The following is a 22,218-nucleotide window of genomic DNA, read 5'->3' as shown; positions in this document are numbered from 1 at the left end:
AGCCGGCCCAGTTCCCAGCAGGTTTCAGTTCCCGGCAGGTTCAGTTCCCCGGCAGGTTCAGGTCCCCAGCAGGATTCAGCACCCCCAACAGGTTCAGGTCCCCAGGAAGATTCAGTACCCAGCAGGTTCGGTTCCCCGGCGAGATTCAGTTCCCCGGCAGCGTTCCCGGCCGCGCCAAGGGCGGTGGCGTGGCGAAGCCGCTGGCCCGCCGAGATTCAGCGGCCAGGAGGGGATCTGGGCTCGCCGCGCACCATCGCGGCGGGCCTCCCCCCGTCCTCGACTACCGCGCAATCGCCTCCGGTGTCGGTTCGGACAATTAGAACTCCTTTCTGGGTAAGGCTTCCCAACGTGCGCGGGCTCGGATGGCCGTAGCGGTTGCCAGCGCCCACACTGACCAACGCCACCCGCGCACCGGTGGCCGCGAGGAACTCCGGCGCGGTGTATCGACTTCCGTGGTGCGGGACCTTGACGATGTCGGCGGACAGGTCGACGCCCGCGGTCAGCAGGTCGGCCTGAGCGGCGAGTTCGATGTCCCCGGTGAGCAGCAGCCGTCCAGCCCGGGTGGTGGCCCGGAGCACCACCGAGCGGTTGTTGATCTGTGTGCCGTCCGGTTCGGCAGGCTCATCCTCCTTCGTTTGTGGGGCAAGGACTTCCACGGCAAGGCCCGGCCAGCTCAGTCGCTGCCCAGCCGTCAACTGCACGAGCGGGACCCCGGCGTCGGCCACTTCCTCGCGCACCTGCCGCCAGGCCCACGCAGGCGCCCGCCCGGGACCGACCGCGACAGCGCCGACCGCGTGGCCGGATAAGACCGCCGACAGGCCGCCCACATGGTCCGCGTGCAGATGGCTGAGGATCACCAGAGGAATCCGGTCGACCCCTAGCCGGTCCAGGCACTCGCGTGTCGGAGCCGATTCGGGGCCGGTGTCGACCAGCACCGCCCTGTCAGGGTCCGCTGTGGACAGTGCGATCGCGTCCCCTTGACCGACGTCACACGCGACCGCGGCCCAACCGGACGGCGGCCAGCCCGGAGCGATGACCCGGACCGGAATCACCACCAGCAGAACAGCGGTGAGCCCCAACCCGACCACCAACCGCGCCGTGCGCCGCCGCATCGCCACAGCCAACCCGACGGCTGTCAGGAGCAGCGCCGCCCCGCCCCACCACCCCGCGGGCCAGTCGAGGGCCGCTCCCGGCATCCCGGCCGCGGTCCGGCCGACCGCGACCAGCCACCCGACTTCGGGACCGGCAAGGCGCGCCAGCCACTCCGCGAGCCACGGCAGGACCGGCATCACCAACGCGGCCAGCACCCCGAGGACCGTCGCGGGCGCGACGACCGGAGCGGCGGCCAGGTTCGCCGCCACCGCGACGAGGCTGACCTGACCGCTCATCCCGGCCACGACCGGCGCCGTCACCAGGTGCGCCGCCGCGGGCACGGCGAGCGCCTCGGCCACGATCCGGGGAACGCCACGCCGCGTGAGCCGCCGCGTCCACCTCGGCGCGAGCAGGACCAGCGCACCGGTGGCCAGCACCGACAGCACGAACCCGAAGGCGACGGCCATCGCCGGGTCGTGCACGACGAGCACGATCACCGCCGCTCCGAGGGCGGGCAACGCGGACCGTTCCCGCCCGAGAGCGAGGGCGAGCAGGCCGACCGCGCCCATGACCCCGGCCCGCAGAACACTGGGTTCCGGACCGGCCAGGATCACGTATCCGACGAGCGCGCACAGCGCACCGGCCGCCGACCCTCGCGGCCCTATCCTGACCAACCGCAACAGGTAGAGAACGGCGACGCAGACAATGGCGAGGTTAGCCCCGCTGACCGCCAGCAAATGGGACATCCCGGCGACGCGGAACTCGTCCTCGACCGTGGTGGACATGCCGTCCTTGTCACCGACGACGAGCGCGGGCAGCAGCCCGGCGGACTCGGGTTCGAGCACGCCCGACGCCTGCCGGAGGCCCGCGCGGAGCGCGTGGGCGGCCCGTTGCCAGGCGGGCGCGTCGCCGACGGACGCCGGTGACCCCCGGGCGCGAAGCACGGCCACGGTGAGCGTGCCGCCCTCCGCCGGGGCGAGCGTGCCCTCGGCCACGGCCCGCTGACCGGGCAGCAATGCCGCCCACCGGTCCACCGGGGCCAGAATCAGGATCCGGGTCCCGGAGGGCGCCACAACGGCGGGCACGACGACCGAGCGCACCCCGGACGGCAGGCCGCCGAATCCGGCCGCGCGCACAGGTTTGGGCCGTTCGACGACCTCGACCTGGAGACGGGCCGCCGCGCCGCGGGCCGCCTCCGCCCGGAGCGGGTCCGCCGCGGCCTCGTGGATCCGCGCGGCGACCGGCCACACGGCGAGCACGCCGCAGACGAACAGCGGCACACCGGCGGCCAGCCGAACGGGCCCATCGCGCGCGGACTCGCGCCCGCGGCGCTCACGGCGTCGAGTGTGGGCGGCCCCGGCTAGAGCCGCGAGGCAGCCGACGACCACCGTCAGCGACCAGTGCACGAGCAGTCCCAGCAGCGCGGACAGCCACACCGCCAGCGCGCCGGACAACAGCCGCCAGTCGTGCGGTCTCGGGTCGGGTGGCGGCTGGTTCATCGGACCGTGACGAGATCGCGCAGGGTCGTGAACCGGGCCGGGCCGATGCCCTCGATCTCATGGAGCTGGTCGACCTTGGTGAACTGGCCGTGGCGCGTGCGCCAGTCGAGGATGCGTTGGGCGGTGACGCTGCCCACCCCGGGCAAGGTGTCCAGCTGCGCCAAGGACGCCGAGTTGAGGTTGACGAGCGCGCCCGGTTGCTCGGTCTGGGCATCGACGGGTGCGGGGACGCCGACGTGGATCTGCTCACCGTCGGCGAGTTTGCGGGCGAGGTTGAGCGCGCTCAGGTCGGCGCCGGGCAGGGCGCCGCCGCTGGCCCGGAGCGCGTCCACGACCCGCGCCCCATCCGGGAGCGACCGGATACCTGGGCTCCCGACCTTGCCGACGACGTCGACCACAACCTCGGCCGCGACACTCGGACTTGGGTTGGCCTGGTCGACGGTGGCAGCGGCCAAATTGGGCGGCACCTCTTTTACCGGGGAGTCGGAAAGAGCGACAAACCCGGCGACCACCGCGACGACCACGGTCAAGCCCGCGATGAGCGGAATCGGAACCCGGCGTCGATCAGGCGGGCTGTGCGGGGTGAACCGGCGGATGAGATGGCCTGTGGGACGGCGCCACGGGAACCTTCGCTCGACCCGGGGATCGGATTCAGGAGACTCAGAATCCGGTGATCCGGGATCAGGCGAACTGGTGGGCCGCGCCAAGAAAGATGGATCAGATACGTCTCGATCGGGGCGGGTGAAGAAGCGCCGCCACGGAATGGCCCCGGCTGGCGTCTGCTGGCGTTCGGAATCCGGCCGCGGTTCTTGACCTGGCAGGAGGTCAGGCTGGTCTCTGCGGCGAACGGGCGCGCTGGAGAAACCGATATCCGGAGGCTGTCGCGGATTTTGCGACTCGGGTCGGGGCTCGTCCCAGGGGCGGGCCGCGATGGTGGTCAACCGGGCCAGGACGGCGTCCATCTGAGCTGCGCGAGTGGCGTTGATCTGTGGCATAGCACCAACGCTAGGGACGAATCAAGGCCGTGGGTAGGCGTCTCCGTCGCCTGTGGACAACTCCGTCCTATGTGGATAACTCAGTTGTCAAAACGGCCAGGGCAGAGTACAACGCCGAGAACTCCGGGGCCGGTGTGCGCGCCGATGACGGCGCCCAACTCGGAAACCACGCAACCAGCGGACCGCGGAATGCGCTCGTCCAAGCGGGTGGCGAGTTCAGCGGCGCGATCGGGGGCGGCGAGGTGGTGCACCGCCAGTTGGACCGGCTCGTCGCCCGCCGCGGCCACGGCAAGGTCCACCAAGCGGGCCAACGCCCGGCTGGTCGTGCGCACTTTCTCCAACGGCACTATCTCGCCATTGTGGACATGGAGAACGGGTTTCATGGACAACGCTGTGCCCAGGAGGGCGGCGGCCGCACCGATCCGTCCTCCGCGACGCAGATACTCCAACGTCTCAACAATGAAGAAGCTCTTAGTGTTCTCCGCCGCCTCTACCGCGGCGGCTTCCACCTCCGCTCCCCCAGCGCCTCCCGCCGCGACCGCGGCGGCGCGCAGGGCGGCGAACCCGAGGCCCATGGCGGTCGTGCGGGAGTCGACCACACGGACCACGTCCGCACCGACCTCCTCAGCGGCCACCCGAGCCGACTCCCACGTCCCGGAGAGCCGCCGGGACAGGTGCACGGACAGCACGCCATCCGCCCCGCCGTCGAGAAGGCGGCGGTATTCGGCGGCGAACTCGTCGGGGTTGGGGCGGGAGGTCGTCACCACGCGGTGCCGCGTGAGCGCTTCCGCGAGTTCACCGGGGCCGAAGTCGACACCGTCGCGGCCCTCTCGATCGTCCACACGCACCAGGAGCGGCACCACCCGGACCGCGTGCCGGTCGGCGAAGCCTTCCGGCAGATACGCGGTCGAGTCGGTGACTACGGCGAACGGCACGATGCCGAAGCCTAAGGCGTGTCCTGTGGATCACGGCAGGTGGGATTCCCGATCCACAGGGCCGCCCTGGTTGCTCAAAGCCGGGAAACTACGTCGCGCGCCGCGCGCGATCCAGCAGCGGCCCGACGACCTCCGCGAGGGCCTTGCCAGCCAGTTCGTGGCCCCGCCAACCCCAGTGGATGCCGTCGACATTGCCGTGTCCGCTGAGCACGTGCTCACCGATGACTTCTGCCAAGTCGAGCACGGGCACGTTCGCGCTGTGCGCCCAGCGGCGGATCTCGGCCACGGCGTGGTCGCGGGCCGTGTGGACGTACCCGTACGCCCGGGAGCGGTGCACTCCCGGGAGGATGGCGACGGCGGGAAGGTCGGGCCGCAGGGCGCGAATGGCGACCAGAGTCTCATCGAGGTAGCGGACGGTCAGCTCGGCGGGCAACGCGACGGGCTTGCCTCGGGTTATCCGCGCCAACCAGGGCAGAGCCGACAGATAGGTCTGTCGGACACAACGGCGCAAGCTGTCTGGGCGCAGGTAGCGGATGCCCTGCCGCAGGTAAGTGGGCAGAGGCGAGGGCAGCGTGTCCATGCCGCCGACGGCGAGGACCAGAACATCGGCGTGCGGAAGCTGAGCCCACACCCGGGGGTCGCCGACGAGCGACCAGTACGCGTCGCGGGCGGTCCAGCCGAAGCCAGCGAACAGCTCGGCGCGGCCGCCGATGGCTGCCGCGGCCAGGTTCGGCCAGAGGCGGGGATCGTCAGCGGGATGGGGACCGTCTGGGCCGTGGAAGGTCAGCGAGTCGCCGAACATCAGCACGGTTGGCGACGACATGTCTAGCCGGTGATGCCCGCGTTGTACGCGATCAGGCGCCACGCCAAGCCGCTGGTCTCCCGGCGCGCCAGCACTGTCCAGTGACAGTTGCTGATGCCGCCAAGCTGCCACCAGTTGACCACCGGCAGCCCCAAGAGGCTGCCGGTAAGCGCGGTTATCAGGCCGCCGTGCGCGCACAACACGGCGGTCTCTTCGGTTCCTTCGTCCAGCGCGGTGACGACTTCGGTGGCCCGGGCGGCGACCTCGATTCGGGCCTCCCCGCCAGGCGGAGTCCAGGTCGCGTCGGTCTGCCACTGGGCGCGGCCGCCCGGCCACCCCTCATCGACCTCCGCGCTGGTCTTGCCCTGCCAAAGGCCGAGATTCGTCTCCCGCAAGCGCTTGTCAATGCGCAGCGGCACGCCGATCGCCTCGCTGAACACGGTGGCCGTGTCGGTCGCGCGGCGCAGGTCGGAGGCCACGATGACGTCCGGGGAGAACCGGGCCAGCGCGGGCACGGCGAATCGGGCCTGGTTCCACCCCACCTCGGTCAGGTTGGAGTCGAGGTGGCCCTGCATCCGTCCGGAGGCGTTGTAGTCGGTTTCCCCGTGCCGCCAGAGCACGAGTCTGCGCAATGTCACGGGGCGCTCTCCTCCTCCGCGGGTGGCGCCGCGTCGAACTCGATACGGGGGCAGTCCTTCCACAGCCGCTCCAAGCCGTAGAACGAGCGCTCCTCCGCGTGCTGGATGTGCACCACGACGTCGACGAAGTCGAGCAGGACCCACCGGCCTTCGCGGGCGCCCTCTCGGCGAACCGGCTTGGTGCCCGCCTCGCGCATCTTGTCCTCGACGTTCTCCACGATCGCGCCTACCTGCCGCTCGTTGGCGGCGGAGGCGATCACGAAGCAGTCTGTGATCACGAGCTGGTCGGAGACGTCCAGCACGATCACGTCGCTGGCCTTCTTGTCCGCGGCCGCGTTGGCCGCGACCAATGCCAGTTCGCGTGCGTCGTGCGTCGCTGCCACGTCACTCCTCAGTCCGGTTTCTCGATAGGTTGAACCCGTCGAGACTACCCGTGCCCGCACCTCGGTTGGCGAGGAAGGACCGGTTGGGGGCTTGTCTGTCACTGTTCGGGCGCGTAGAGGCCGCGCTTGGAGATGTACTGGACGACACCATCGGGAACGAGATACCAGACCGGATCCCCGGCGGCGACCCGTTTGCGGCAATCGGTCGAGGAGATCGCCATCGCCGGGACCTCGATCAGGCTTACCGATCCGCTGGGCAGATGCGCGTCCTTGAGGTGGTAACCCGGCCGGGTGACGCCGACGAAGTGGGCCAGGGTGAACAGCTCGTCCACGCGGTGCCAGGACAGGATCTGCTCCAGGGCGTCCGCGCCGGTGATGAAGAACAGCTCGTCGTCGGGATAGGTGGAGCGCAGGTCACGCAGGGTGTCCACGGTGTAGGTGACGCCCTTGCGGTCGATGTCCACCCGGCTGACGGAGAACCGAGGATTGGACGCGGTGGCCACTACCGTCATCAGGTAGCGGTCCTCGGCGGCGCTGACCTCCCGGTCGCCCTTCTGCCAGGGCAGCCCGGTCGGCACGAAGATGACCTCGTCCAGGTCGAACCGGGCCTGCACCTCGCTCGCGGCGACCAGGTGCCCGTGGTGCACCGGGTCGAAGGTGCCGCCCATGATCCCTATCCGGCGCGCCATGGCCGGAGCCTACGACGGCGCGAGCGCCGCGTCTTGGCATGCGGGGATGTGTGGGCGACGTCTCCGACGGGGGGCGTTCGACGCACGCCGCCCACACATCGTGGCCGAGCCTGGCGGGACCGAGCCCGTGCACTCGTCCCTCGCCGTGCCCGCGACGAGGAGACGCGGGTCCGCACGGCCTATGACGCCGATTGGCGGCGCCGTTCAAGATCTCAAGTTATCCACAGGCGAGCCGCGGGCGGTTCGACGCCCGTCGGGGCGGTGGGGTAAGCACGAGGTGTGGACGAAACAGCATTGCGGACTTCCGCGGAAGACCGGCTCCGCGCCCTGGCGGGCCCGGACGCGCGGCTGCGCGACGACCAGTGGACCGCCATCGAGGCGCTGGTGGCCGGGCGCAAACGGGCGCTGGTCGTGCAGCGCACCGGATGGGGCAAGTCCGCGGTGTATTTCGTGGCCACGGCGCTGCTGCGGGGGCTGGGCGAGGGGCCGACGGTGATCGTGTCGCCATTGCTGGCCCTGATGCGCAACCAGGTGGAGGCCGCGGCGCGGGCGGGGGTGCGCGCGGCCACGATCAACTCGGCGAATCCGCAGGACTGGGAGGCGGTGCACGACGCGGTCGCCGACGGCGATGTCGACGTGCTCCTGGTGAGCCCCGAACGGCTGAACAATCCAGACTTCCGGGACGCCGTGCTGCCCAAGCTCACGGCGTCGGCCGGGATGCTGGTGGTGGACGAGGCGCACTGCATCTCCGACTGGGGCCACGATTTCCGGCCGGACTACCGCAGGCTGCGAACACTGCTCAGCGAGCTGCCCGAAGGCGTCCCGGTGCTCGCCACGACGGCCACGGCCAACGACCGGGTGGTGCGCGACGTCGCCCAGCAGCTTGCCTTGGCCGAGAGCGACGCGCTGGTCCTGCGTGGCCCGCTCGCCCGGGAGAGTCTGCGGCTGGGCGTGTTGCGGCTGCCCACGGCGCAGGCCCGGCTGGCGTGGCTCGCCGAGCACCTGGCCTCGTTCACCGGATCGGGGATCATCTACACGCTCACGGTCGCCGCGGCCGAGGAACTGGCCGCGTTCCTGCGTGAGCGCGGGTACGAGGTGACCGCCTACACCGGGCGCACCGAGGCCGCCGACCGGCAGCGCGCCGAAGAGGACCTGCTGGCCAACCGGGTCAAGGCGCTGGTCGCCACGTCCGCGCTGGGCATGGGATTCGACAAACCCGACCTCGGGTTCGTGGTGCACGTCGGCGCGCCACAGTCGCCGATCTCCTACTACCAGCAGATCGGCCGTGCGGGCCGTGGCGTCAAGCGAGCGGACGTCGTGCTCTTGCCCGGCACGGAGGACCGCGACATTTGGTCTTACTTCGCCTCGCTGGCGTTCCCCGCCGAGCATGTGGTGCGCACGGTGCTCGGCGCTCTCGCTGAGGCGGGGAAACCTCTGTCGACACCGGCCCTGGAACCGCGGGTGGACCTGTCGCGGGGGCGGCTGGAGATGGTGCTCAAGGTGCTCGATGTCGACGGCGCGGTGCGGCGGGTGCGCGGCGGGTGGGAGTCGACGGGGGCGAGCTGGGAATACGACGCCGAGCGGTACCAGCGGATCGCGGCCGCGCGGGAGGCCGAGCAGCGGGCGATCCTGGACTACCAGGCGACCGATGGCTGCCGCATGGAGTTTCTGCTGCGCCAACTCGACGACCCGCACGCCGCGCCGTGCGGCCGGTGCGACAACTGCACCGGACAGCACTGGAGCGCCGAGGTCTCCGGCGCGGGCGTGGCGGCGGCCGAGGAGCGGCTGCGCAGGCCCGGGGTGGAGGTGACGCCGAAGAAGCAGTGGCCGACGGGCATGTCCGCGCTTGGTGTGCCGTTGGCGGGGAAGATCGCCCCGGGGCTGGCGGCGGAGCCGGGTCGAGCGCTGGGGCGGCTGACCGACATCGGCTGGGGCAACCGCTTGCGTGAGCTGTTCGCCGCGCCTGAGGACGACGTGGTTCCCGACGACGTGTTCAACGCCTGTGTGAAGGTTCTGTCGGCCTGGGGTTGGGCGGAGCGACCGGTGGGGGTCGTCACGGTCGGGTCGAGCAGGCGACCCAGGCTGGTGTCGAGCTTCGGCGAACGAATCGCGACGATCGGCAGGCTGCCGCTGCTGGGCGAAGTCCACAGTGGGCGGTCGGCGCCCCAGGCGAACAGCGCCCAACGGCTGGCGTGGCTGTGGAACTCGCTCCAGGTGCCGGACGAGTTGGCGGCGCGGGTGGCCGAGGTGACGGGGCCGGTGCTGTTGGTCGACGACCGGATCGACACGGGGTGGACCGTGACGGTGGCCTCGGCGCTGCTGCGCAAGGCTGGCGCGGATGGGGTGATGCCTTTCGCCTTGGCGACGACGAGCTGAACTCAAACCGCGCCTGCCCAGGTTCGCTGCCGTCGTTGGGTGTGGCAGGGGCGGTGGACGCGGCCGCCTTGGCGCGGGCCAGAAACGAGCCAGGCGAGTGCCCGGGGCCAGACGTGGCAGGACGGGCGCGGAGCCTGGGAGCAGTGGCGGAGTCCCAGAGCGGATGCGCGGTGGCCGGTGGACGCCGTCAACGGGATGGGGCTTCCCACGAAGGGGATGCCGAGGGTGGCGCGGCGAAGGATGCGGCGCGCGAGGTCAACCAGGCGGGTTCGGTCGGTCAGTGGTGGCGTGTGGTGCTTGTGAGCGGCGCTTTACGAGCACCACGCCGACAAGCCGTCTTGGTGCCCCTTGCGTGGGTGCGGGTCTGTGCCTGCCCGCCGAACGCAGCGGTTTGGTCCTGAGTGGAGCGAGTGGGCAATTGAAGGGGAGGGTGATCTGAACGGGGTGAGCCAGCTGAGCGGGCGTGGCAGCTAAGCGGGCGCGGGACAGCTATGCGAGGTGAGGAACCTGATCGGGCGTGGGACAGCTGGGCGGCTGTGCGGCAACCGGTCGGCCGTGCACGACCGACCGGGCGTGCGGGACCTAACTGGCGCGCGGCGGCCGAGCAGCCGCGCGACGGCCGATCGCGGTGCGGCAACCGAGCAGCTATGCGACACCTGACCGGGCGCGCGACAACCGAACAGCAATGCGGCACCTCACCGGGCGCGCGACAGGCAAGCGGCAGTCAATCGGGTGCGACAACTGAGCGGCCGTACGGCAACCGAGCGAGCACGCGACAACCGAGCCAGCCGTGTGGGACCCAACCGCGCGGGCAGCGGCCAAGCGGGCGCGCACGACCGACCGGTCGTGCACAACCGACCGGGTGGGCGGAACCTGACTGGCGCGCGGCGACCGAGCGCGGTGCGACACACGGACAGCTATGCGGCATTTGACGGGGTGCGCGACAACCGAACAGCAATGCGGCACCTCACCGGGCGTGCGGTAGGCGAGCAGCAGCCGATCGGGTGCGACAACTGAATAGCCGTACGGCAACCGAGCGGGCACGCGACAACCGAACCAGCCGCGTGCGACCCGACCGGGCGCGCACGACCGTCGGTCGTGCACAACTGACCGGGTGTACGGAACCTGACTGGCGCGGGACGGCCAAGCAGCGCGCGGCGACCGAGCGGGGTGCGACACACGGGCAGCAATGCAGCACCTGACGGGCGTGCGACAACCGAACAGCAATGCGGCACCTCACCGGGCGGGCGATAGGCAAGCAGCAGCCGATCGGGTGCGACAACTGAGCGGCCGTACGGCAACCGAGCGAGCACGCGACAACCGAACCAGCCGTGTGCGACCCAACCGCGCACGCAGTGGGCCAAGCGGGCGCGCAGCGGCCAGCATGCAGCGGCCGAGCGAGCGTGCACGACCGAGCGCATGAGGCGGCTGGGGAAGGGGGCGACTGAGCGGATGAGGCGACTGGTCGGGAATACGGCAACTGAGCGAAGGTCGGGGAGTAAGGCTGTGGAAGGGGGAGCGTAGGTCAGTGGCGGTGGAGGGGGACCAGGTCGTCAGCGTGGACCACTTCTCGGCGGCGGTTGGCGGGGAGGTTGTGGGTGGAGTGGCCGATCATCGTGGCTAGTTCGGCCGCGTCGAAGTTGGTGATGCCTCTGGCGATGACTTTGCCGGTGGAATCGGCTAGTTCGACCACGTCGCCTGCTTGGAACTCGCCTTTGGTCGCGGTGATGCCGGCGGCCAAGAGGGAACGGCGGCGGTCTACGACCGCGGTGACGGCGCCGTCGTCGAGGGTGAGGACGCCGGAGGCGTCGGCGGCGTAGCCGAGCCAGAAGCGGCGGGAGGTGAGGCGGCGGCCGCTGGTGGCGAACGCAGTGCCCACATCGGCCCGGTGCAACGCTTGCGCCGCGTCGGCGGCTGCGGCTAGCAGGACCGGCACGCCCGCGGCGGACGCCAGGCGGGCGGCGGCCAGTTTGGACGCCATGCCGCCGGTGCCCAGGCCGGACGCCCCGGTGGTGCCCGCCTCGACGCCCTCCACATCGGACTCGTCGGCCACCTCATCGATGCGGCGGGCGGCGCCCAGGCGGGGGTCGCCGTCGTAGAGTCCGTCCACATCGGACAGCAAGACCAGCGCGTCGGCACCGATGAGGTGCGCCACCAAAGCCGCCAGGCGGTCGTTGTCGCCGAACCGGATTTCCTCCGTGGCCACCGTGTCGTTCTCGTTGACCACGGGGACCACGCCCAAGGCGAGCAGCCTGGACAGGGTCCGCTGGGCGTTGCGGTAGTGCGCGCGGCGCACGACGTCGTCCGCGGTCAGCAGGACCTGGCCGACCTGCAAGCCGTACCGGCCAAACGAGGCGACATACGCGTGGCCCAGCACGATCTGGCCCACGCTGGCCGCTGCCTGCTGGGTCGCCAAGTCGCGGGGGCGGCGGGTGATGCCCAGCGGGGGCATGCCCGCCGCGATGGCGCCCGACGAGACCAGGACGACCTGGCTCCCCGCCGTGCGGCGGGCGGCCACCGCGTCGACCAAGGCGTGCAGGCGGGCCGGGGCGAGGCCGCCCGCGGCCGTGGTGAGCGACGACGAGCCGACCTTCACCACGACCAAGCGGGCCGCGGCGATGGTGTCGCGGGTGGCGGAGCGGGCGGTGCTCACTCGTCTTCGGGGCGGATTCGGCGGGCGATCTTGGCGGCCTTGCGCTCGTCGGCGGTGACGCGCTCGTTCTGCTCCAGGCGCGGGTCGCTGCCCCGGCCGTGCATCATGATCGCGACCCCCGCTGGCGTCGACGGCTCCCAGTCGAAGGTGACGCCGCCGATGGTGACCGGGCACCCCGGGCGCGCGCCCGCCTTGGCCAGCGCCTCCTCCACACCCAGGCGGGCCAAGCGGTCGCCCAGGTAGCCCACGGCCTCGGTGTTGTTGAAGTCGGTCTGGCGCACCCACCGCTCGGGGCGCTCGCCGCGCACGATGAAGCCTTCCGCGTCTTCCGGGTCGGCGACCACGGTGAAGCCCGCGTCATCGACCGCGGTGGGCCGCAGGACTACCCGGGTGGACTCGGGCGCGGGCTTGCTCGCCCGGTCGTCCTCGATGATCTTGGCCAGGGCGAAGCTCAGCTCCCGCAACCCTTCCCGGGACGCGGTGGACACCGCGAACACCGGCAGGCCGCGCGCCTCGATGTCCGGCCGCACGAACTCGGCCAGCTCGCGGGCCTCGGGCACGTCGATCTTGTTGAGCACGACCAGCCGGGGCCGGTCGGCGAGGTCGCCGCCGAGAGCCGGGGTGTAGCGGGCCAACTCCTGCTCCAGCGCGTCGATGTCGGAGATCGGGTCGCGGTCCGCCTCGTACGTGGCGCAGTCGATGACGTGCACCAGCACCGCGCAGCGCTCGATGTGGCGCAGGAAGTCCAGGCCCAGTCCCTTGCCCTGGCTGGCGCCCGGGATCAGGCCGGGCACGTCGGCGATGGTGTAGACCGACTCCCCCGCGGTGACGACCCCGAGGTTGGGCACGAGCGTGGTGAACGGGTAGTCGGCGATCTTCGGCTTGGCCGAGGACAACACCGAGATCAGCGACGACTTACCCGCGGACGGAAAGCCGAGCAGGCCCGCGTCGGCGACCGAGCGCAGTTCCAGCACCAGGTCGCGGGTCTCCCCCGGCTCGCCGAGAAGCGCGAACCCGGGCGCGCGGCGGGCCTTCGAGGACAGCGCCGCGTTGCCGAGGCCGCCGCGTCCGCCCTGGGCGGCGACGAACCGGGTGCCGTGGCCGACGAGGTCGACGATGATCTCGCCGTTCTCATCGAGGATGACCGTGCCGTCGGGCACCTTCAGCTCAAGGTCTTCCCCGGTGGCGCCGTCGCGGTTCGCGCCTTGGCCCTGCTTGCCGCTGGCGGCGTCGGCGTGCGGGCGGAAGTGGAAGTCCAGCAGCGTGTGCACGTTGCTGTCCACGACCAGCACGACGTTGCCGCCGTTGCCGCCGTTGCCGCCGTCTGGGCCGCCCAGTGGCTTGAACTTCTCGCGGTGCACCGAGGCGCAGCCATTGCCGCCGCTGCCCGCGGCAACATGGATGACCACTCGGTCTACGAATCGGGACACCAGGGGGTTCCTCTCAGAAAACACGAACGAGGGGCGGGCCGGATGCGCTCCAGCCCGCCCCTCGTCGGGGGTCTAGCGTCGGTCCGGTCGCTACTCAGACCTCGACCGGGACGATGTTGACGGTCTTGCGACCGCGCTTCGAGCCGAACTCGACCGCGCCCGCGGCCAGCGCGAACAGCGTGTCGTCCTTGCCGCGGCCGACGTTCACACCGGGGTGGAACTTGGTGCCGCGCTGGCGGATCAGGATCTCGCCGGACTTGACGACCTGGCCGCCGTAGCGCTTCACACCGAGGTACTGGGCGTTGGAGTCGCGCCCGTTACGGGAGCTGGATGCGCCCTTTTTGTGTGCCATGGCTGCTCAGGTCCTCTACTTGGTGATGCCGGTGACCTCGACACGGGTCAGCTTCTGGCGGTGACCCTGTCGCTTGTGGTACCCGGTCTTGTTCTTGAACTTGTGGATGCGGATCTTCGGGCCCTTGGTCTGCTCGACGACCTTGCCGGTCACCGAGACCTTCGCCAAAGCGCCCGCGTCCGTGGTGACGTCGGTGCCGTCGACGACGAGCACCGCGGCGAGGCTCAGCTCAGTGCCCGGCGCGCCTTCGAGCTTCTCGACCTCGACGACGTCGCCAACAGCCACCTTGTACTGCTTGCCGCCGGTCTTGACGATCGCGTACATCGGGACGGAAGTCTCCTGCTACTCGACGATGGGGGCCATGCGCGCCCTGATGTTCGGCAGTCATTCTCCGAACCGGGCTTCGCACGACACAGCCCACCGAGCGGCGGGCCGTGTCATAGGTTACGTGCCTTATCCAATCAGGGTCAAACCGGGGTGGCTTAACCGCGGCGTGATGCCCGCCATCACCCTTCCTGGGTCGCCGCGACCGGCGGACCAGCGGGGCGGGAAGCCGCCCGACGCGCGGTCCTGCGGCGCGGCGTGGCGGAAGTCACGGCGGCTGGCCGCGGCTCGGCGGCCACCGGCGTGGCCTCGGCGACCGGCTGCGGCTCGCTCGCCTGCGGCGCCTGGCCGTTGCCGCCGTGGTCGCGCTCCACGACCGGCTCCGGGACCGACCCGTTGCGCTCGGCGTGCTCCGCCGCCACCGGCTCGGCCACGGCCTGCTCGGCGGCCTTGCTGGTCGCCTTGGCGATGTCGCGGACGGCGACCTTGGCGGCCTCGTCCTTGGCCGGGTCCTTCGTCAGGTCCTTGACCTGGCCCCGGCCGTGGTCCTTGGGCTCGTCGGAGCCGCCGCGGCCGCGGTTGCGCCTGCTTTGCTGCTGGCCCCGGTCCTGTTGGCTCCGGTCCTGCTGGCGGTTGTCTTGCTGGCGGTTGTCCTGCTGGCCGCTGGGCTGGGGCGCCTGCGCGGCGGGGGCGGCAGGCGCGGCGGGAGCGGACATCTTGAGCTCGGTGGAGACCACCACGCCGCGGCCCTTGCAGTGCTCGCAGGTGGTGCTGAACGCCTCAAGCAGGCCGGTGCCGACCCGCTTGCGGGTCATCTGCACCAGGCCGAGCGAGGTGACCTCGGCCACCTGGTGGCGGGTGCGGTCACGGCCGAGACATTCGGTGAGCCTGCGCAGCACCAGGTCGCGGTTGGATTCGAGCACCATATCGATGAAGTCGATGACGATGATGCCGCCGATGTCGCGCAACCGGAGCTGGCGGACGATTTCCTCGGCCGATTCCAAGTTGTTCCGGGTGACGGTCTCTTCGAGGTTTCCGCCGGACCCGGTGAACTTGCCGGTGTTGACGTCGATGACCGTCATGGCCTCGGTGCGATCGATCACCAGGTAGCCGCCGGAGGGCAGCCAGACCTTGCGGTCGAGCGCCTTGAGCAGCTGCTCGTCGACGCGGTGCTCGGCGAAGACGTCCTTCGGGCCGACGTGCCTGCGCACGCGTTCGAGCAGCTCGGGGGCCACGTGCCGGACGTAGGCGTCGATGGTCTCCCAGGCGGTCTCGCCCTGGACGACCAGCGAGGTGAAGTCCTCGGTGAACAGGTCGCGCACGACCTTGACCAGCAGGTCGGGCTCCTCGTAGAGCAGCGAGGGCGCGCCAGCCTTCTTGACGCCGTTGGCGCCTTCGGCCTTGTCCTTGATGACCTGCCACTGCGCCTGCAGACGGCGCACGTCGCGGCCGAGTTCCTCTTCGCTGATGCCCTCCGACGCGGTGCGGATGATCACGCCCGCGTCCTCGGGGACGATCCGCTTGAGGACGTCCTTGAGCCTGCGCCGCTCGTTCTCCGGCAGCTTGCGGGAGATGCCCGTCGCCCCGCCGCCGGGCACGTAGACCAGGAAGCGGCCGGGCAGGCTGATCTGCGTGGTCAGCCGGGCGCCCTTGTGGCCGACCGGGTCCTTGGTGACCTGGACGAGCACGCTGTCTCCGGTGGAGAGAGCCTGCTCGATCTTGCGCGCCTTGCCTTCGAGGCCAGCGGCATCCCAGTCGACCTCACCGGCGTAGAGCACGGCGTTGCGGCCGCGGCCGATGTCGACGAACGCGGCCTCCATGCTCGGCAGCACGTTCTGGACCCGGCCGAGGTAGACGTTGCCGACCAGCGACCCGGTGCCCGACGAGGTGACGAAGTGCTCCACGAGCACGCCGTCCTCCAAGACGCCGATCTGCGTGCGGTCGCCGTGCTCGCGCACGACCATCGCCCGGTCGACGGCTTCGCGGCGGGCCAGGAACTCCGCCTCGGACAGGATCGGGGCGCGCCTGCGGCCCGCCTCCCGGCCGTCGCGGCGGCGCTGGCGCTTGGCCTCCAGCCGGGTCGAGCCGCGCACGCTGCGCACCTCGTCGCGGGCGTTGGCCGACTCGGTCTTCTCGTCGCGCGCCTCGCGGGACTCACGGACCTCGCGAACCTCACGGACGTGCACGACGGTGTTCGGCGGGTCGTCAACGGTGGCCTCAGCCTCGCTGTCGTCCCCGCCCTTGCGGCGGCGGCGACGGCGCCTGCGGCGGGTGGCTCCCTCGCCCGCCTCGTCGGCCTGGTCCTCTTCGACGTCGGCGGACTCGGCCTCGGGCTCGTCCGCCTCGGGCTCCGGCTTGCGGCGCTGCTCGTCCTCGGTCTGCTCGACGCCATCGTCCGCGGCGCCCTTGCCGCGGCCGCGGCCGCGGCGGCCACGCCGACGGCGGCGGCTGGCCGAACTGTCGTCGTCCTCGTCCGCGCCGTGGTCCTCGGCCTCGACCGGCTCCGGTTCGGGCTCGCGGACCGGCTCCCGGACGGGCTTGGGGGCGACCGCCGCCGGGGGCTCCGGCGGCAGGAACAGCGGCGACGCCGAGGCGAACACCGGGGTCGGCGGGACGCGCCGGGGAGCGCTCTCCGGTTCGGGCGCGAGCGCGGCCGCGGTCGCGGCGTCGACGACCTCCGGCTCGACATCGGCGGTCTCGACCTCCCACGGCGTGTCGGCGACGAGCGCGGCGGCGACCCGCAGCGCGGTGTCCTTGGCGACGCTGGACTGCGCGCCGCGCACCGGCTCACCGAGGTCGGCGAGCGCGGCGATGACGTCCTTGCTGCTCACTTCGAGCAGCTTGGCGAGCGCGTGGACGCGCACCTTGGCTGGCAGATCGGCCAAGGCGGCGTTGATGGGTGTGGTGGCAGCCCCGCCGGTGGATCCGGCAGGGGTCGACATATCCGACATGTAGCTCCTCCGCCCCCGGGCGCGTCGTCCAGACGCGGCCGCTCAGGGGCCTAGTTGTCATTTCCACCGCGCGAGGCGGCGGGAATCCTCGCCTGTCACCGTCCCGGCTCCGGACATGGGACCGGAGCCTGCTGACGGCAGGTCGTTCGACCACGGGTGAGGCGCTCCGACTCCGCAGTGGGCTAACCGAGGGCCGCCTGCCTGTCGAGGGCCAGCGGGTCGGACAGACCGCCATCGTCGTCAAGCCGTCCCTGGGCCATCCGGGTCGCCTTCGCGGGCACCGGCGGATCCAAGGCGGCGACGACGCGGAGCGCGCTCAGTACGTCGTCGGGTCGCACGGCTGGTGTTGTCTGCCGAACGACCACACGTAGTATCCCACACGAATCCTGTGGGTAGGACATGTCAGTGCCCACACCCTCGGGCGCGTCGTCGCCGGGGCCGCCGGGTCGCAGCACTTCGGCTCGGATAACCGCAGGTCGGGCGTCTATCAGCCGTCTGCCGTCCTTGGTCAGCCGCTCCACCTCGACGTGCTCGCGCGCGAGCAGCGAGTCGACCGCCGACTGGAGTTCGGCGACGCTCACCCCGGGCAGCTCGATGCGCCAGCGGCTGGCCTCCATCCGCTCCGCGAGCCCGCCCGGCCCCGCGGCGACCGCCTCCAGCACGTCGAGGCCGGGGGCGAGCGCGGCGTCGAGCACCTCGGCGAGCCGCGCCGGGTCGACGGCCTCGACTAGCTGGATCTCGACGTACTCCGCCTCGCTGGCGACCCCGGTCGGCGCCGCGCCGATCCAGGAGATCTTCGGGTGCGGGGAGAACCCCTGCGAGTAGGCCATCGGCACGCCCGCGCGGCGCAGGGCCCGCTCGAACGCCCGGGCGACGTCGCGGTGCGAGGTGAAGCGGAGCCTGCCGCGTTTGGCGTAACGCAGGCGGATCTTCTGCACTGGCGGCGCCGACGGGTTGGGCTGATCCTGGCGGCTCAGGACTACTCCTTCTGCTGGTCTCGTTTTATCCCAATGGTGAGTGAACCGGGATAGTGGCACCGTACCGGGGTCGCCAATTCAGGCCGTCGGGTTGTTTCCGACTCTCCGTCTGGCTAGCGTCCGCACGAAAGTGGTCAGCCCCGACTGGGAGGTCGCCTGTGCCTCTGTTCCGCCGCACGATGGCGGCAGCGGCAAGCGTCGCGGTAGTCGCGGCCGTGCTCGCAGTCCCGGGGACCGCCGTGGGCGCGCCGCTGGAAGACGGGGCGACGTCCTGCCTCGGCAACGGTCCCGACCTGAGCTATCTCGTGCTGTTCGACCCGGGCACCAGCGCGGGCGACGCGACGGCCGAGACCGCGTCGGCCTGCGGCTCGACCGTGGTCTACCACCCCGAGATCGCGGTCGCCGTCGTCGTCTCGGCGGAGCCGCGGTTCGCGGACCGGATGGGCCGTCACCGCGCGTTCAGCGCTCAAGCGGCGCTCGGTAAGTCGGCTAAGAAGGCTTCTCTTACGACTAGCGCGAGCGGTGGGGTGGACACCAGAGACCGCACTGACGAGCAGTGGGACATGGCCATGATCCGGGCCGACGAGGCCAGGGCGCTGGAGCGGGGCAGCGGCGACGTTGTCGTCGGCGTCCTCGACTCGGGCATCGATCCCGACCACCCCGACCTGGCGGCGGCCCTCGACCCGACGCGCTCGGCGGGGTGCCTGACCGGCAAGGCGGACCCGGCGCCCGCCGCGTGGCGGCCGACGACCTCGGCGCACGGCACGCACGTCGCGGGCCTCATCGCCGCGGCAGACGACGGGCGCGGCATCACCGGCGTCGCTCCCGGCGCCCGGGTCGCCTCGGTCAAGGTCGTCGGCGACGACGGGTACGTGCGGCCGGAGGCCGTGGTCTGCGGGCTGATGTGGGCCGCGGCGACCGGCATGACGCTGACCAACAACAGCTACTTCGTTGACCCGTGGCCGCTTACCTGCGACCGGGACGAGGAGCACGTGGTCTACGAGGCCGTGCGCCGCGCGGTCGAGCACGCCACGAAGGCCGGGGTGCTGACCGTGGCGGCGGCGTCCAACGAGGGCGTCGACCTCGCCGACCCGCACGGGCAGACCGCGGGCCCCGACGGCGAGCGGCGGGACCTCGACGGCTCGTGCAAGGTGCTGCCCGGCGGGCTGCGCGGGGTCGTCGCGGTGTCCGCGGTGAGTTCCGACCGGCTCAAGGCCGGGTACAGCGCCTACGGCCTCGGGGTGATCGACGTGACCGCGCCCGGCGGCGACCAGGCCCACGACGGCTGCGTGCTCTCCACGGTCCCCGGCGGCTACGCCAAGTCGTGCGGCACGTCCATGGCCGCCCCGCACGCGACCGGCGTCGCGGCCCTGCTGGCCTCGACGCGCCCCGACGCGTCCCCGCAGCGGCTCGCCCGGCTGCTCACCGAGCAGGCGCAGTCGGTCGAGTGCCCCGGCGACTACGACCTCGACGGCACCGGCGGGCAGGACGCCTACTGCTCCGGGTACGCGCCGTTCAACAGCTTCTACGGGCACGGGTTAGTCGACGCGCTTGCCGCGGTCTCTTAGCCCTGACCGACAGGCTGGTAGTCCCCGCTGTCAGCGCCTGTCACTGGCCGGTAAGCGCCGGGTTCCGGGTGGGCGAGCCGACACCGACCGGGCTGATCGGGAGCAGTTTGCGGCCGGTGGGACCGATCTCGATGTCGGTGCCCATGGCCGGGCAGACCCCGCAGTCGAAGCACGGCGTCCAGCGGCAGTCGTCCTGCTCGCGGGCGTCGAGCGCGTCCTGCCAGTCGTCCCAGAGCCATTCCTTGTCCAGGCCGGAGTCCAGGTGGTCCCAGGGCAGGACCTCGGCCTCGGCGCGCTCGCGGGTGGTGTACCAGTCGAGCGAGACGCGCAGCGGCTCCAGTTCCGCCGCGGCGGCGGAAACCCAGCGGTCGTAGGAGAAGTGCTCGCTCCAGCCGTCGAACCGGCCGCCGTCGCGCCAGACCCGCTCGATCACGCGGCCGACGCGGCGGTCGCCCCGGGAGAGCAGTCCCTCGATGAGGCTGGGCTTTCCGTCGTGGTAGCGCATGCCGATGTTGCGGCCCAGGCTGCGGTCGCGGTCAGAGTTGACGGCCTCGCGCAGCTTCCGCAGCCGACTGTCCACTGTGTCCGGATCGCACTGCGCGGCCCACTGGAACGGCGTGTGCGGCTTGGGCACGAACCCGCCGATGGAGATGGTGCAGCGGATGTCCCTGCGCCCGCTGGCTTCCCGGCCCGCGCGGATGACGTTCTTAGCCATCTCGGCGATCTGCAGGACGTCTTCGTCGGTCTCGGTGGGCAGGCCGCACATGAAGTAGAGCTTCACTTGCCGCCAACCGTTGGCGTACGCGGCGCTCACCGTCTTGATGAGGTCCTCTTCGGACACCATCTTGTTGATGACCCGCCGGATGCGCTCGCTGCCGCCTTCCGGGGCGAAGGTAAGCCCGGAGCGCCTACCGTTGCGCGACAGCTCGTTCGCCAGGTCGATGTTGAACGCGTCTACCCGCGTGCTCGGTAGCGACAGACCGGTGTTGGTGCCCTCGTAGCGGTCGGCGAGCTGCTTGGTGATCTCGCCGATCTCGGAGTGGTCCGCGCTGGACAGCGACAGCAGGCCCACCTCCTCGAAGCCGCTCGCCTCAAGGCCGGTCTGGATCATCGCGCCGATGCCCTCGATGGACCGCTCCCGCACCGGGCGGGTGATCATGCCAGCCTGGCAGAAGCGGCAGCCGCGGGTGCAGCCGCGGAAGATCTCCACGCTCATTCGCTCGTGGACGCTCTCGGCGAGCGGCACCAGCGGCTGCTTCGGGTACGGCCAGGCGTCGAGGTCCATGGTCGTGCGCTTGGCGACGGTGGCCGGGACGCGGTCTCGGTTAGGCGTGACCGCGTCGATGTGGCCGTCTTCGCGGTAAGAGACGTCGTAGAAGCGCGGGATATAGACCGTGCCGGTCTCCGCCAACCGGGTCAGCAGCTCGTCGCGCCCGCCGGGACGCCCCTCGGCTTTCCACTGCCGGATGATGTCGGTGATCTCGCCGACGGCCTCTTCGCCGTCGCCCAGCACGGCGGCGTCGATGAAGTCGGCGATGGGCTCGGGGTTGAACGCCGCGTGCCCGCCCGCGAGAACCACAGGGTGCTCGACGGCGCGGTCGGCCGCGTGCAGCGGGATGCCCGCCAGGTCGAGCGCGGTGAGCATGTTCGTGTAGCCCAGCTCGGTGGAGAAGCTGACGCCGACCACGTCGAACGCGCCCAGGGGCCGGTGGCCGTCGACGGTGAACTGCGGGACGCCGTGCTCCCGCATGAGCTTCTCCAGGTCCGGCCAGACCGCGTAGGTGCGCTCGGCCAGGACGTCGGGCATCTCGTTGAGCACCTCGTAGAGGATCATGACGCCCTGATTGGGCAGCCCGACCTCGTAGGCGTCCGGGTACATCAGGGCCCAGCGCACCGCGGCGCTGTCCCAGTCCTTGACGGTGGCGTTCAGCTCCCCGCCGACATACTGGACCGGCTTGGACACCCGGGGCAGCAGGGGCTCAAGGCGGGGGAACACAGACTCGACGCTCACAGTGAACCAGGGTAACCCTTCACCCGAATGGCGCTCGCACGCAGCGAGCCGTGCGACCTCGGTAGGGCTGCCCGTTCCCGGACAGCCCTACCGCGCGGATCAGAGGTTGGGGAACCAGAGCTTGATCTCGCGCTCGGCCGACTCCGGGGAGTCCGAGCCGTGCACCAGGTTGTACTGGACCTCCAAGCCGAAGTCGCCGCGGATGCTGCCCGGCGCGGCCTTGTCGACCGGGTCCGTGCCCCCCGCCAGCTGACGGAACGCGGAGATGGCCCGCGGCCCCTCCGCGACCAGCGCCACGACCGGGCCGGAGGTGATGAACTCCAGCAGCGACTCGAAGAACGGCCTGCCGTCGTGCTCGGCGTAGTGCTGCTCGGCGACGGCGCGCTCGACGGTCTTCAGTTCCAGGGCGGCCAGGGTCAAGCCCTTGCGCTCGATGCGGGAGATGACCTCGCCGACCAGTCCACGGCTCACGCCGTCGGGCTTGACCAGGACCAGGGTGCGCTCACTCACGGCTTTCCGTACTCCTTCATGGGAATGGCTACG

The 22,218-nt window shown here is 71.2% G+C and carries 17 protein-coding genes; 2 read left to right on the top strand and 15 right to left on the bottom strand.

Annotation, left to right across the window (positions count from 1 at the left end; genetic code table 11):
* Positions 1 to 215 precede the first annotated feature (215 nt).
* The 7 genes from ACZ6SD_RS09560 to nadD all read right to left on the bottom strand — a co-directional run bounded on the left by ACZ6SD_RS09560 (position 216) and on the right by nadD (position 7,033).
* Positions 216 to 2,591, bottom strand: a complete 2,376-nt coding sequence (locus ACZ6SD_RS09560) for a ComEC/Rec2 family competence protein (protein ID WP_465316471.1) — start codon at positions 2,589 to 2,591, stop codon at positions 216 to 218.
* Positions 2,588 to 3,115: a ComEA family DNA-binding protein gene (locus ACZ6SD_RS09555; protein ID WP_465316584.1), complete on the bottom strand. Its 528-nt coding sequence runs from the start codon at positions 3,113 to 3,115 to the stop codon at positions 2,588 to 2,590. The genes ACZ6SD_RS09560 and ACZ6SD_RS09555 overlap by 4 nt, the downstream gene beginning before the upstream one ends.
* Positions 3,116 to 3,666: 551 nt before the next feature.
* Positions 3,667 to 4,521 (bottom strand): DegV family protein, encoded by an 855-nt coding sequence (locus ACZ6SD_RS09550; protein WP_465316470.1) that lies wholly within the window; start codon positions 4,519 to 4,521, stop codon positions 3,667 to 3,669.
* An 88-nt stretch (positions 4,522 to 4,609) separates the two neighbouring features.
* Positions 4,610 to 5,344, bottom strand: coding sequence for a diglucosylglycerate octanoyltransferase (gene octT / locus ACZ6SD_RS09545; protein ID WP_465316469.1), 735 nt, complete (start codon positions 5,342 to 5,344; stop codon positions 4,610 to 4,612).
* A 2-nt stretch (positions 5,345 to 5,346) separates the two neighbouring features.
* Positions 5,347 to 5,961, bottom strand: coding sequence for a histidine phosphatase family protein (locus ACZ6SD_RS09540; protein ID WP_465316468.1), 615 nt, complete (start codon positions 5,959 to 5,961; stop codon positions 5,347 to 5,349).
* On the bottom strand, positions 5,958 to 6,344 hold the full coding sequence (gene rsfS / locus ACZ6SD_RS09535; protein WP_465316467.1) for a ribosome silencing factor: 387 nt from the start codon (positions 6,342 to 6,344) through the stop codon (positions 5,958 to 5,960). The genes ACZ6SD_RS09540 and rsfS overlap by 4 nt, the downstream gene beginning before the upstream one ends.
* 98 nt (positions 6,345 to 6,442) lie before the next feature.
* Positions 6,443 to 7,033, bottom strand: a complete 591-nt coding sequence (nadD, locus tag ACZ6SD_RS09530) for a nicotinate-nucleotide adenylyltransferase (RefSeq protein ID WP_465316466.1) — start codon at positions 7,031 to 7,033, stop codon at positions 6,443 to 6,445.
* A 279-nt stretch (positions 7,034 to 7,312) separates the two neighbouring features.
* Between nadD and ACZ6SD_RS09525 the strand changes: the two genes are divergently transcribed.
* Positions 7,313 to 9,409: a RecQ family ATP-dependent DNA helicase gene (locus ACZ6SD_RS09525; RefSeq protein ID WP_465316465.1), complete on the top strand. Its 2,097-nt coding sequence runs from the start codon at positions 7,313 to 7,315 to the stop codon at positions 9,407 to 9,409.
* 1,525 nt (positions 9,410 to 10,934) lie between these two features.
* Here the strand turns inward: ACZ6SD_RS09525 and proB are convergent.
* The 6 genes from proB to ACZ6SD_RS09495 form a co-directional block, all read right to left on the bottom strand.
* Positions 10,935 to 12,062, bottom strand: a complete 1,128-nt coding sequence (gene proB, locus ACZ6SD_RS09520; RefSeq protein WP_465316464.1) for a glutamate 5-kinase — start codon at positions 12,060 to 12,062, stop codon at positions 10,935 to 10,937.
* Positions 12,059 to 13,495: a GTPase ObgE gene (gene obgE / locus ACZ6SD_RS09515; RefSeq protein WP_465316583.1), complete on the bottom strand. Its 1,437-nt coding sequence runs from the start codon at positions 13,493 to 13,495 to the stop codon at positions 12,059 to 12,061. The genes proB and obgE overlap by 4 nt, the downstream gene beginning before the upstream one ends.
* A gap of 91 nt (positions 13,496 to 13,586) precedes the next feature.
* A complete protein-coding gene (gene rpmA / locus ACZ6SD_RS09510) occupies positions 13,587 to 13,844 on the bottom strand; it encodes a 50S ribosomal protein L27 (RefSeq protein WP_465316463.1) in 258 nt (85 codons plus the stop codon).
* A gap of 15 nt (positions 13,845 to 13,859) precedes the next feature.
* A complete protein-coding gene (gene rplU / locus ACZ6SD_RS09505) occupies positions 13,860 to 14,168 on the bottom strand; it encodes a 50S ribosomal protein L21 (protein WP_091454655.1) in 309 nt (102 codons plus the stop codon).
* Between the two features lie 182 nt (positions 14,169 to 14,350).
* Positions 14,351 to 17,119: a translation initiation factor IF-2 N-terminal domain-containing protein gene (locus ACZ6SD_RS09500; protein ID WP_465316462.1), complete on the bottom strand. Its 2,769-nt coding sequence runs from the start codon at positions 17,117 to 17,119 to the stop codon at positions 14,351 to 14,353.
* 182 nt (positions 17,120 to 17,301) lie between these two features.
* The gene (locus tag ACZ6SD_RS09495; protein WP_465316461.1) at positions 17,302 to 18,057 is read right to left on the bottom strand and encodes a TIGR03936 family radical SAM-associated protein; all 756 of its coding nucleotides are present in this window, start codon (positions 18,055 to 18,057) and stop codon (positions 17,302 to 17,304) included.
* Positions 18,058 to 18,275: 218 nt separating this feature from the next.
* On the opposite strand from ACZ6SD_RS09495, the gene ACZ6SD_RS09490 reads away from it, so the two are divergent.
* Complete coding sequence (locus ACZ6SD_RS09490) at positions 18,276 to 19,664, top strand: S8 family peptidase (protein WP_465316582.1); 1,389 nt, start codon at positions 18,276 to 18,278, stop codon at positions 19,662 to 19,664.
* Between the two features lie 40 nt (positions 19,665 to 19,704).
* Here ACZ6SD_RS09490 and ACZ6SD_RS09485 read toward each other — a convergent pair whose 3' ends face one another.
* Together ACZ6SD_RS09485 and ndk are read right to left on the bottom strand one after the other, a co-directional pair.
* On the bottom strand, positions 19,705 to 21,675 hold the full coding sequence (locus ACZ6SD_RS09485; protein WP_465316460.1) for a TIGR03960 family B12-binding radical SAM protein: 1,971 nt from the start codon (positions 21,673 to 21,675) through the stop codon (positions 19,705 to 19,707).
* A gap of 99 nt (positions 21,676 to 21,774) precedes the next feature.
* Entirely contained in the window at positions 21,775 to 22,185 is a 411-nt protein-coding gene (gene ndk / locus ACZ6SD_RS09480; RefSeq protein WP_465316459.1) for a nucleoside-diphosphate kinase, read from the bottom strand.
* Positions 22,186 to 22,218 lie beyond the last annotated feature (33 nt).

It is taken from the genome of Actinokineospora sp. NPDC051303, from assembly GCF_055586285.1.
This window is presented reverse-complemented; position numbering and strand designations above follow the sequence as displayed.